Source organism: Clostridium isatidis (assembly GCF_002285495.1).
GTDB lineage: Bacteria > Bacillota > Clostridia > Clostridiales > Clostridiaceae > Clostridium > Clostridium isatidis.
Genome location: NZ_CP016786.1, coordinates 479,347 through 491,786, shown reverse-complemented (window position 1 = coordinate 491,786; position 12,440 = coordinate 479,347). Strand labels below are relative to the sequence as shown.

Below are 12,440 nucleotides of genomic sequence, written 5' to 3'. Positions count from 1 at the left end.
AATTAATCCTCCCTGGTATATATAATTCTTCTAATAATTTCTCGATTAGCTTCAATATCTGAGGCCTCTAATTTTTTTGTAAAATCTTTATTTTCAATAAGAGCTACGCTTATTTTCCCTAATAATTTTAAAGCCTCATTTTCATCTGAAATTCTGGCTAGCATTACAAAAAAAGTATCTACATTTTCATAGGAAAAACCAATGCTTGACATCTTTATAGGCTTATTTATTCTATAAGCACCAATAAAAGCATGTTTTATCTCATCACTTCTTGTATGAAATAAAGCTACCTTGCTTCCAGGAATAACAACATTCCCTTTATGCTCTCTTTCAATTATTAATTTGGCTATTTCTTCTTTGTTTTCTGTAATACCAATACTTTCAATGTCTTCAGTTATACTTAATATAAGTTCCTCATAGGAATCAACTTCAAGATTTTTTAGCCTAAAATTATTTATAAGCATTTCTGCTACTTCATTTTTTTCTATCACATCTATCTCTAATTTCTCTTCTTCTTTAGCTTTTGACATACTTATTGATTTCTTTTTATATTTATAAATAAATTCATTAATTCTGCCTATGTCGTCAATATTCAAGAATGGAGATACAATTATGATATTATCTCTTGTATTATTTCCTATATTAAATGTTGATATTATTAGGTCATAACCATTATCCTCTTCAATTTGTCTCCAATCATATACTGATCCAACTTTAACAATATTTAAATCTGAAAATGTTGAACTTATTCTACTTGATAAGATTTTAGCTGTACTCATTCCTGTTGGACATATAACGAAAACTCTTATTTTCTCAGATTCTAGCTTATATCTTTTTATAGCTACATCTATATGTAGCGTTATATACCCTATTTCATCAGGCGGTATATTAATGTTATATCTTGAAAATATCAATTTACATACGTTACTTACTGCTTCAAATAAATGCTCGTTGTGTTCTTTTATTTCTTCTAATAGAGGATTTATTATTTTCAAGCCAATATTAAGGACATTTACACTTTCATTAAAATGTTGATATAAACTATTCCTTAATTGAATATCTGAAGTTAAATCTATATTTATTTTTTTAGATATCTCTTCAATAAATTCTGTTACAACAGAACTTATATTCATGCCTGAAATATCTATCTTTTTATCTTTATTATCTTGATAATTGCTTATATAAAGATTTAAATATGCAATTTCTTCCCTAGGAAGAATTATATTTTTTAATCTTAATTTTTCACATAATTCATCTAATTTACTAAATTCATTTGAATTTATTATTTCTTCAACAATATTATTTGGCAAACTAATAGTTCTTTCATTTTCAGTATTTTTAATAGAAATTAAAACCTGTATAAAAAACTCAAAATATTTAATATCACTATTCTTTAATCCATCAATTTGAGTGGTTTTAAAGATTTCTTTTAATAGCTCTGTCACTTTTTGTCCAAAAGCTACTTTAAACATAAAATCTATTACTGGTTCAGGCTTTTCATCATAGAAATAGTTAAGTAAATTCTCTAAAGGCTTTATACTAAAAAATAATTCACTTAGAGCATTTCTTTTATTCCATTGAGGTCCTTCTATTTCTATACCATAGCTTTTTTTCTTTACTAAATATAAACTTTTATTTAATAGCCATTCCTCTATAGCATCTATATCAAAGCTGATACTTGCCATAGCAACATTATATTTATTTTTAAAATATGCAGCTTTAATAGGCTCTTTAGATAATAACAATTCCGTTAGAATCATTAACTGCCTTTGATGCTTATTTAACACCCATTGTATAGGAATTTTCTCAATTGATTTTTTCAGTTTATTAATATCATCCTTTTTACCTGAAATAACCAAATTTGAGTTGTTAAAATTATAAACATTTACTTTATGTTTATTTAAATAGCTATTAATTGCAGTAACTTCTCTATATATTGTTTTATCCCCAATACTAAACTCATTTTGAAGGTTCTTTATTTCTAAAGAACCTTCGTTTAATAATGAATTTAATATAAATTGCTGCCTAGGAGTTAATTTATTCATATAATCACCTAGCTTCATTTATATTTAATTTAAATTTAATTAGCTTCTTGTTTATTAGTTTCTTGCCCCTGAACCTTCCTTAAGTTCATTTATAAAACTATCATAACTTGCGTTATCAAGGAAGTTCTTAACTGTAATTATTCTAGCATGCGGTGCTGAATCCTTAGCTCTAGCTACTAAGTTTTCTTGTGTAAATACTACGTCAGCATCTTTTGGAATTGAACTTACTGGGCTGTGTTTTACTGGTATTGAAAGTCCAGCTTCTTTAATTTTCTTTTTAAGTATTGATTCTCCCATTGCAGAAGATCCCATACCTGCATCACAAGCGAATACTATTAAGTTAATGTCACTTGCATCTATCTTTTCAACAGTAGCTTTTGGAGCTATGTTTCCTTTGCTTTCAGCTTTCATGCCTTTAACTTTGCTTTGAGCGTCTTCTAAGTTTTCTTCACCCTTGCTTCCCTTAAGAATTACAGATGCTATTAAGAATGATACTGCAGTTGCTACTGCCATACCAGCGATAACTCCTAAGTGGCTTCCTCTTGGTGTCATACCTAATACTGCAATGATACTTCCTGGTGAAGCTGCAGCTACTAGACCTGCATCAAGTAATAAGAATGTTAAGTTACCTGCCATACCTGCTGCAATTACAGCTATTAATAAAGCTGGCTTCATTAAGATGTATGGGAAGTAGATTTCATGGATACCACCTAAAGCATGAATGATAACAGCTCCTGGTGCAGATTGTTTTGCATTACCTTTACCGAATAAGCAATATGCTAAAAGTATTCCTAATCCTGGACCTGGGTTAGCTTCTAGTAAGAAGAATACAGATTTTCCTAATGTTTCTGCTTGCTCTAATCCAAGTGGAGTTAATATACCGTGGTTAATAGCATTATTTAAGAATAATATCTTACCTGGTTCAATAGCAAGTGATATAACTGGTAATATTCCCATGTCAGTAATAGTAGTAGCTATGTTGCTTAATGTATTTGAGAATGCACTAACAAGTGGTTCAATTACTTTGAAAGAGAAAATTGCTAATATTCCACCTAAAATACCTGCTGAGAAGTTGTTAACTAACATTTCAAAGCCTGTAGGAATTTTTCCATCTACGATTTCATCGAATTTCTTAATTAACCATCCACCTAATGGTCCCATTGCCATTGCTCCAATGAACATTGGGATTGATGCTCCTATAACAACACCGGCAGTAGCGATAGCTCCAACTACTCCTCCTCTATCTCCATATACAAGTTTACCACCTTGGAAACCGATTAATATTGGTAATAGATATGATAACATTGGGCCAACTAAAGTTGCTAAAGATTCATTTGGTGTCCAACCTGTTGGTATAAATAAAGCAGTAATAATTCCCCATGCAATAAAAGCAGCTATGTTTGGAAGCACCATACTTGATAAAAAGTTACCTAATTTTTGTACTCTTGCTTTTGTACTCATTCTTATTTCCCCCTAATATTTATTTTACCAGATATACCGTTTTCAAAGGTAGCGCTATTCTTTAATCCTTTGGAAAATATATCTTGTAATCATTATTTAATGATTTATTATTTCTTACAATTAAATTATATTTTATAATTATATCGTTTTCAATTTAAACGTAATTAATTGTGGCATTTAATTCTGAGGACAAAATTAAAGTTTGAGAAATCGCATTATAAGCCCTTTCACAGCATTTCATAAAAAATAAAAAATACAAATTTAATAGTTGACAATTAATTTTGACTTCTGTAAATAGACAAAATTAAAATATTCCTTTTCGCAATTTTAGAAATAATTCGACATTGTCCATTGAAAAGTATGCATCACTTTTCTAGATATGTAGTTTCTACATTAACATTGTAAATTATTCATTATAAATTAGGGAAAAGTGCACAGCACTTTTCCCTAATTATCAACTTCTTTTAATTCTTCTACAGCCTTTCTTGTTAGGCGAAGTTGTTCTTCAACCTTTCTTAAGTTATTTCTTGCCATTCCTATGAACAGCATATCTATAACTGCTAGTTGTGAAATTCTAGAACTCATTGCACCTTCTCTTAAAGACTTTTCAACAAAAGGTACTTTTAAAACTATATCTGCTATTTCTGCTAATGGATTATTTATACTAGCTTTAGTAATTGCTATAACAGGCACACCTTGTCTTTTAGCATTTTCTACACAGATATTAACTTCCTTAGTATGACCTGAATAGGATATAGCTATTACAACATCTCCTTTTTCTAAAAGAGCTGAAGATGTTATTTGAAGATGGGTATCTTCATGAGAAATGCATACCTTATTTATTCTGCTCAACTTATAGTAAAAGTCTTTTCCTACTAAAGCTGAGCTCCCTACACTAAATATGTAGATTTTTTTTGCCTTATTTAAGGTATTAATTGCTTTTTCTAATTCTTCTTCCTTTAGTACGCTTATTGTTTGGTTCATTATTGCATCAATGGAATTCTTAATGCCATACATAATATTTTTGACAGATAAATCTCCAGCCAAATACTCAAAATCTGAAGCCTCATCTTCAGCATTTAAATCAATTGATAATTGAAGCTTCATTTCATTTAAAGTATTAAAGCCTATTTTTTTAGAAAATCTAACTACAGTAGGAGCTGAAGTATTTGTTACATTTCCTATTTCTTTTGCAGACATTCCTAATATGCTTTTTTTATTTGTTAAAAGATAATCTGCAATTAATTTTTCTCTGTCTGTAAAGCTTTCATAATTTTGCTTAATGTAATTTAATATGTTCACTATTTCACATCCCTATTGATCTATTTATAAATAATTTTATTTAACTATTTATTTAGCTTTTTAATATTAAAGTAAAAAGCCTTTCCAGCAGTAATATACTTTAATAAATAGAGATCTTTCTCCAATAATCTTCCAACTACATTGGTTCTTTCATCAGCTTTTTGTTTTCTTTTAATTATTTGAAGCTCACCCATGTATCTTCCATAATGTTTATTGTCTATAGTAATATCACCAAAATCTTTAGCCACTGTATTAAATGGTTCAATAAGATTTCCATTTAATTTTAATCTGCTTTCACTTGCTCTAATAGCATCTCTTGCTTCATCAGTTCTGCTTGTGAAAACATTATTTAATAAACTTATTATAGCATAATTTTTATCAATAATATCTATATCAAGTTTTATTGCTCCTGATTTTAATTCTGATAAAGCTTTCATTTCTTCATAACTAGGGAGTGAATCACCTATAAATATAGATTCATTTTCTAAGGCAATTAAATGATTAGCTGCTTCCGCTACATCTAATCCCCTATGATCTTCTAGAGTTGGAAGTCCATCTTTTAAAGGGCTTCTTTTTCTATTATTAGATTGAACAAAGGCACATGGAACAATTCCTCTATCTAAAAGTATTTTATTTTTTTCTATCATACATTCTTCTGAAATTCCTGTACCTACCCTTGGATAAAAATTATGAAGGGCATCCATATTACTATAATCAGGTGAATATTTATCTAATTCTTTAAAAAACTTTTCTGTAATTGTTGATGCATTTAACTGAACCTTTAAGCCATATTCATTTTTAGTCATTAAAGCTATCTCTTCTTCACTATAGCCAAAATCTATTCTTATTGTTTTAACCCCTAAATTTTTAAGTCCTTTTAAATCCATATTTTCTAAGTTTAAAAACTTAAAGGTATTTGGTGATATATCACTAATGATATCCATATCATAATCTTTTGCCAGTTCTAAAAATTCTTTAACCTCTACTTTTAATACATCATAATTTGCTTCTGGTATATGAAGGGATGTAAATATTCTTGTAAAACCAAGTTCTTTAGCTTCCTTTAATAATTTAATATTTTCTTCTTTAGTATTGTCTAATCCAAAATATACTGAAATTCCAAATGACACTCTAATACCTCCTTCGTTGCTAGTGCACAGTGGTTTTTGTTAATTTTTGTAATGGGGTCAGTCCCCATTACAAGAAAAAGAAGATATTTCGCAGAATATTCTGCGAAAATCTTCTTTTTAATTTTAATAATTCTTTCATAATTCAGTTAGCTGAATTATTTCCTAAATTGTCCGTTGTTCATTATCAATTGTCAATTATTATTCTACTGGATCTTCAAATCCTAATATTGATGTAAAGAAGTATCCTGCTACATATGATGCTAAAACACCAATTAGGAATTGAACCATTTTTCCATCTGCTATTAATAATGCAAGTGGTAATCCTGAAACTCCTAGAGCTACTGAACCAACTTTGAATAATGCCATTACAGCTCCACCAACTCCAGCTCCTAAACAAGCTCCTAAGAATGGTTTTCCAAGTGGTAATGTAATACCATATATTAAAGGTTCACCAATTCCTAAAATTCCTGGGATAAGACCGTTTTTAGCTGTTTTCTTTAATCTTTCATTTTTAGTTTTCTTTAGTACTGCAAAAGTTGCTCCAACTTGTGCCATACCTGCTGTTGCTAATACAGGTAATAATAGTGTATATCCATAATTAGCAATTAAGTCTGTATGAATTGGTGTTAATGCTTGGTGCATTCCTGTCATAACTAAAGGTAAGAATAAAGCACCTGAAATAATTCCTGAGAATACTGAAACTACTATATTTCCTGAAGCTACAGTGTTAGCTACTAAAGCTCCAATTGAGTCTGAAATTGCTCCACCTATTGGTTGTAATACAGCAAAAGCTGCTAATAATGAAACTGTTAATGTAACTATTGGAGTTACAAAAAGATCTAAAACTTCTGGAACAACTTTTCTAAGTCCTTTTTCTACATATACTGATAAAATAACAACTAGAATAACTGAAATAATACCACCACGACCTGCAGTTAAAGGTTTACCAAAAAGAGTAATATCTGCTAATGTTGCTGCATTTAATATTGATCCAATTACTCCCCCCATCATTGGCATATCTGAACCAAATACCTTAGCTGCATTTACACCAACTAATATTGGTAAAATACCGAAAACGCCATTACCTATAAGGCCTATTATTTTAGCTGCATTTGTTGTTTTATAAGCATCGCCAAATTGAACATTACAAATATTATTAATTGCTAATATAAGTCCGCATGCTATGAATAAAGGTATTAATGGAATAAATACGCTACCTAATTTCTTTAGTCCTCTTTTAAAAGGTGTATCATTTTTTTCTTTTAATTTTGCTTTAGTAGCTTTAACCGCTTCTTCACCTATTAATACTTTGTCTCCAACTATTTTTTTAACTTCTGAAGTTACTTTTGTAACTTTTCCTGGACCATAAACTACTTGTAATTGACCATCTTCATTTACAACCCCTAATGCTCCTTCTGACTTTTTAATTTTTTCAATGTCAGCTAGAGATTCATCGATAAGTTCAAATCTACAGCGTGTCATGCAGTTTTCTACAGATTTGATATTATCTTTACCTCCAACTAACTTAACTAAGTTCTTTGCAATTTCTGCATTTGTCATAATTAACCCTCCCTTAATATGATTCCATTATTTATTATTTTGTATATATGATAAAGCTTTTGCTATATAGCCATTATTTATGTCTAGGACTTCTTTTGCCCTATCCTTTCCTTCTCCTGATATAATCATTAAAATGGAAAGTTTAACATCATAGTTTGTTTCCTCTAATACCCTTTCCGCTTCTTCTCTTTCAGCGCCTGTTGCTTCACAAACTATTCTTTTTGCTCTTTCTACTAACTTTTCATTGCTGGCCTTTACATCAACCATTAGATTTCCGTATACCTTACCTTGTTTTATCATTACTCCTGTTGAAAGCATATTTAAAACAAGCTTTTGGGCTGTACCAGCTTTAAGTCTTGTAGAACCTGTAACAACTTCCGGTCCAACTACTGGTGCTATTTCAATTTTTGCATATTTTGAAATCTCTGAATCCTTATTGCAGCTTACTGAAATAGTTAAAGCTCCTATTTCATTTGCATAGTTAAGTCCGCCTATTACATAAGGTGTTCTTCCTGAAGCAGCTAATCCAACAACAGTATCATTTTCATTTAAGTTTCTTGATTTTAAATCTTCAACTGCTAGTTCCTTAGAATCTTCTGCACCTTCCTTAGCTCTAAATATTGCCTCCTTCCCACCAGCTATTATTCCTTGAACTAACTCTTCTGATACGCCATAAGTTGGAGGACATTCTGAAGCGTCTAGTATTCCAAGTCTTCCTGAGGTTCCAGCTCCGATATATATTAATCTTCCACCTTTGCTCATTCTTTCTGAAATTCTATCTATTGCTTCAGCTATGTTTGGTAGTTCTTTTTCTACTGCTTCTGCTACTTTTTTATCTTCATTATTTATTTTTCTAACCATTTCAAGAGTTGAAAGCTTATCTATATCAAATGTATTAGGATTTCTACTTTCCGTGGTTAATTTATCTAAGTCTATTTTCTTCATATAATCCCTCCAAACTAAGTAATTGTGACTACGTTTTCATCACACTATCATATTAACACCTTTGAAATAAAATTTCAATACTTTTTAAAAAATATTTTTATTTATTTCACATAATATTTATATTAATGCTTATCCTCTGAAATAAATAATGAGTTTTAAAACAAAAAAGAAGATTGTAAACAACCTTCTTCTTTATAAAAAGCATATTAAAATATCTTTTGAGAATCCTTTATTATTTTTCCATCAAATAAACGAATTATTCTTTCTCCATATTTTGCACATTCTTCAGAATGTGTTACTTGTAGAATAGTAATTCCTTTTTCTTTATTTATTTTTTTAAACAACTCTAAAATTGTTTTTCCTGATTTACTATCTAAATTTCCAGTAGCTTCATCTGCTAATATAATCTTAGGTGATGAAATAACTGCTCTTGCAATACTTACCCTTTGCTGCTGACCTCCAGAAAGTTCTTCCGGCCTATGATTTCTTTTTTCAGATAATCCAACTAAATTTAAAATATCTTCTAATTCATCTTTATAAGAACTTACTTTTTTTCCTGCCATAACAATTGGCAATAATATATTTTCTTCAACTGTTAAGTTAGGAACTAAATTATAAAATTGAAATATAAAGCCAATCATTGATCTCCTAAATTCACTTAAGTTTTTATCATTTAAATTATAAATATCAGTATCATCAATGATCACGCTTCCTTTATTTGGCTTGTCAAGCCCTGCTATAGAATATAACAAGGTACTTTTTCCACAGCCGGAGGGTCCCATTATAGAAACAAATTCTCCTTCTTCAATTGAAAAATTTATATCATTTAATGCTACATTTTTATTTTCTTTACTTCCATAATATCTAGATAAATCTTTAACTTTTATTATTTCTTTCATATTCTTTAATTGACTTCTTTAGTCATTTATCCCCCTTACTATAAGTTTATCAATTTAGTTTTATACTGTTTTGCAATAATGGAATAATTCTCCCTTTCCCGTAGCCATAGCACATTTTTTTGCAATATTCTTAGATGTATTTAAAGATAATGGACTTGAACTTGTATCTATCTTTTCTGAAGCTATTATCCTACTAGATGATATTCCATAACAAACTTTACTTGACTCTAAGAAATATTTTCCCATCTTGTTATATATATTTTCTAATTTATTTTCATAAACACTTCCAAAACTTAATGGAACAGCTACACAAGGAGTAACATATCCATCATTATTAATTGCTATATAATTTGCTCCTGCATTGCAGCCAAAATAATTGGAACTTTCAATTTCACAGAAGTTTACTATTGTTGGAAAGTTTTCTTTTTTGTTATATTTTCTTTTAAAGCTTTTTACCATATCAATATTTTGAGCATATATTCTTCCAACATTTTTATTTTCCAACTTACCTTGTGGTATTTGCATTACAATTCTTATTTCACTTGCTCCCAAGTCCTTTACAAAATCAAAATATTTTTCTAATTTATCTGGATCAGATAAATTCTCATTAATACACACTGTAACCGCTGTATAAATATTATTTTTTGCTAATAATTTTACGGCATTAGTTGCATCACTATAAGCATTTTCATTGTTTCTTGAATTGCATACTATTTCTTCATCATAATGATCTAAGCTTATAATACATCTTGTTATATTTGAATTTTTTAAGTTTTTTGCAAATTCTTCAGTTATGCCATAACCTGTAGTATAAAGATGTCCTTCCATTTCATTAGGAATAGCTTTTATTATTTCTAATATATCTTCCCTTAACATCGGCTCTCCTCCAGTAATTCCAACAACCGATGTGCCTAAATTATTAAGACTTTCCATTACTTCTTTTATCTTATCTAAAGTTAAATCATTTTTATTATGTTTTGCTCTAAAGCAATGCCAGCACTTGCAATGACATCTTCCTGTCACTACTATATCTGCTTGCAAAGGGACTCTCTTATTATAATTTGATATTTCTGATATTCCATTAACCATTCTTTCCCAAGCCTTGCTAGGAAAAGTAGGGAAAAAGCTATTTATATAGTATTTACTTTTATCAGTATCATAAGTATATTTCTCATCCTGCTTTTGAAAAAAGCGTACAAGTCTTTCAGCTGTTTTTATATTATTACATTTTGTCATTGCATTTGAGATTTCTTCATTAACTGATATATACTTTATCATACCGCTTCCCCCTTATAACGATTTATAGCATTACATAAATCTTTAATAGTATTGATAGCTACAAAATCTTTGCTTTCTAACTTTATTCCAAAGTTATCCTCTACTGAAATTGATAAACAAACTAAATCAAATGAAGTTAATCCCAAATCACTTGTTAATCTTGATTCCTCTTTTATTTCATCTTCTGAAAAGTCTGTGTAATTTGATATTACCTTTTTTACTTGTTCAAAGGTTGTCTCCACTTCCTTCCCCCCATTCTTTTATAAATAAATTCACCTTTGACTTTATAAATACATATATCTTTTAATTTTGCCTATCCCAGTTAATTCAAAATTTTCTTCTAGTATTTCAATTTCCCGTACTTTCATATAATTAGGTAACTTAGAATTTATTTCGTTAATTATTTTGCTTAATTCCATCTTTATATCTTTTATTCCCTTTTCCTCAGCATAATTATAATCAGGATAAATATAAGCCTTGATTAGCTCGATATTTTTTAGCTTTTCAGCCTTAATAAGAGAATTTGATACAATATAATGTTCATTAATCATTTTCTCAATTTGCTCAGGTGAAATATTGTTTCCATCTTTTAATATGATAATATTTTTTTTACGCCCTGTAATATAAAGAAAACCTTCATTATCAATATATCCTAGGTCTCCAGTTTTAAACCATTCACCATCAAAATTGATATTATTGCTTTCCTCATCTTTATAGTATCCCTTGCAAACTATACTTCCCCTTATATAAATCTCACCCTTATGAATTTTTGCTTCACAAAAAGGCTTTGGAGCAATTACACCTACAGAATCCTTCTTCCTCTTCTCAATATTATTACATGAAACTACAGGAGAACATTCTGTTATACCATAACCATTTAATAAGGTAATTCCTAATTTTTCATATTCAATTATTATCCTCTCTTCAATATGTGCCCCTCCACTAATAAATAGTTTAAGATTTTCCCCAAGTATATTCCTTATAATTTTTTCCTCTGCTATTTCATAATTATATTTTTTTGATATTGCCTTTAGGTACTTTAAAATTCCTTCTGCTATCATTGGAACACCAACTATATAGGCAGGTTTAAATATTTTTAAATTACTAATGAAATCTATGCTGTTATTTGGGAGGCCTATTGTTACTCCATATAATAATGGAACTAAAACAGTAGTTGTTATTCCTAGCATATGGTATAGAGGTAAAATGCATACTGTAATATCACCTGGTTGAAATTTATCTTTTCCTATCAATAAAACTGAACAAATTGCATTATGAACTAAATTTTTATGAGTTAACATTACTGCTTTATTGAAGCCAGTTGTACCAGAAGTAAAGGCTATAATAGCAGTATCATCTTCTTCAGGTTCAAAAGAAGTTAAGGACTTCTTATTTATCCCTTTTATAAAATCATTTAAATTATTTAACTCATAAATTGAATATCTGTTTTTTTCTTTTAATTTTTCAATTTTAGATTTAAATTGCTTATCATAAAATATCATATTAATATCTGCTTTTATTAATAATTCTTCTATAATCTCACTGCTTAAATTAAAATCAATTGGCACAATTACATTTCCACTATTCATTCCTCCAAAAAATACAACTAACCATTCATAACTAACTGGACCTATTAGGGCAATATGTTTTTTGTTACAAAATATTTTAGAACCAAACAATTCAACATCATTAATGAAGGCATCATAAGTTTTGCTTATTATAGTATTATTTAAATTAATCTTTATTATTGGATCTTTATTGTATTTTGGAGCTGCATTATACAAATACTCTTTAATTGTACTTTTTTTTAAATTTTCCAT

General features: G+C 29.1%; 10 protein-coding genes. All 10 read right to left on the bottom strand.

All coding sequences use genetic code 11. The annotated features are described in order from the left end of the window. Nucleotides 1-2: 2 nt before the first annotated feature. Nucleotides 3-2,045 (bottom strand): BglG family transcription antiterminator, encoded by a 2,043-nt coding sequence (locus BEN51_RS02375; RefSeq protein WP_164704072.1) that lies wholly within the window; start codon nt 2,043-2,045, stop codon nt 3-5. 54 nt (nt 2,046-2,099) lie between these two features. Next, nucleotides 2,100-3,506 (bottom strand): PTS mannitol transporter subunit IIBC, encoded by a 1,407-nt coding sequence (locus BEN51_RS02370; RefSeq protein ID WP_119864501.1) that lies wholly within the window; start codon nt 3,504-3,506, stop codon nt 2,100-2,102. Nucleotides 3,507-3,953: 447 nt separating this feature from the next. Further along, on the bottom strand, nt 3,954-4,808 hold the full coding sequence (locus BEN51_RS02365) for a MurR/RpiR family transcriptional regulator (RefSeq protein WP_119864500.1): 855 nt from the start codon (nt 4,806-4,808) through the stop codon (nt 3,954-3,956). Between the two features lie 44 nt (nt 4,809-4,852). Next, nucleotides 4,853-5,938: a DUF871 domain-containing protein gene (locus BEN51_RS02360; protein WP_119864499.1), complete on the bottom strand. Its 1,086-nt coding sequence runs from the start codon at nt 5,936-5,938 to the stop codon at nt 4,853-4,855. Between the two features lie 198 nt (nt 5,939-6,136). Then, nucleotides 6,137-7,498: a PTS transporter subunit EIIC gene (locus BEN51_RS02355; RefSeq protein WP_119864498.1), complete on the bottom strand. Its 1,362-nt coding sequence runs from the start codon at nt 7,496-7,498 to the stop codon at nt 6,137-6,139. 27 nt (nt 7,499-7,525) lie between these two features. Next, the gene (gene murQ, locus BEN51_RS02350) at nt 7,526-8,443 is read right to left on the bottom strand and encodes an N-acetylmuramic acid 6-phosphate etherase (protein WP_119864497.1); all 918 of its coding nucleotides are present in this window, start codon (nt 8,441-8,443) and stop codon (nt 7,526-7,528) included. Between the two features lie 206 nt (nt 8,444-8,649). Beyond that, complete coding sequence (locus tag BEN51_RS02345) at nt 8,650-9,342, bottom strand: ABC transporter ATP-binding protein (RefSeq protein ID WP_119864496.1); 693 nt, start codon at nt 9,340-9,342, stop codon at nt 8,650-8,652. 60 nt (nt 9,343-9,402) lie between these two features. Beyond that, nucleotides 9,403-10,620, bottom strand: a complete 1,218-nt coding sequence (locus tag BEN51_RS02340) for a radical SAM/SPASM domain-containing protein (RefSeq protein ID WP_119864495.1) — start codon at nt 10,618-10,620, stop codon at nt 9,403-9,405. Further along, on the bottom strand, nt 10,617-10,862 hold the full coding sequence (locus BEN51_RS02335) for an acyl carrier protein (RefSeq protein WP_119864494.1): 246 nt from the start codon (nt 10,860-10,862) through the stop codon (nt 10,617-10,619). The genes BEN51_RS02340 and BEN51_RS02335 overlap by 4 nt, the downstream gene beginning before the upstream one ends. 42 nt (nt 10,863-10,904) lie before the next feature. Further along, complete coding sequence (locus BEN51_RS02330) at nt 10,905-12,440, bottom strand: AMP-binding protein (RefSeq protein ID WP_119864493.1); 1,536 nt, start codon at nt 12,438-12,440, stop codon at nt 10,905-10,907.

Excerpts from the sequence above, each read along its gene's own strand:
- BEN51_RS02375 (WP_164704072.1), bottom strand. The coding sequence starts at position 2,045 with ATGAATAAATTAACTCCTAGGCAGCAATTTATATTAAATTCATTATTA.
- BEN51_RS02370 (WP_119864501.1), bottom strand. The coding sequence starts at position 3,506 with ATGAGTACAAAAGCAAGAGTACAAAAATTAGGTAACTTTTTATCAAGT.
- BEN51_RS02355 (WP_119864498.1), bottom strand. The coding sequence starts at position 7,498 with ATGACAAATGCAGAAATTGCAAAGAACTTAGTTAAGTTAGTTGGAGGT.
- murQ (WP_119864497.1), bottom strand. The coding sequence starts at position 8,443 with ATGAAGAAAATAGACTTAGATAAATTAACCACGGAAAGTAGAAATCCT.
- BEN51_RS02345 (WP_119864496.1), bottom strand. The coding sequence starts at position 9,342 with ATGAAAGAAATAATAAAAGTTAAAGATTTATCTAGATATTATGGAAGT.
- BEN51_RS02340 (WP_119864495.1), bottom strand. The coding sequence starts at position 10,620 with ATGATAAAGTATATATCAGTTAATGAAGAAATCTCAAATGCAATGACA.
- BEN51_RS02330 (WP_119864493.1), bottom strand. The coding sequence starts at position 12,440 with ATGGAAAATTTAAAAAAAAGTACAATTAAAGAGTATTTGTATAATGCA.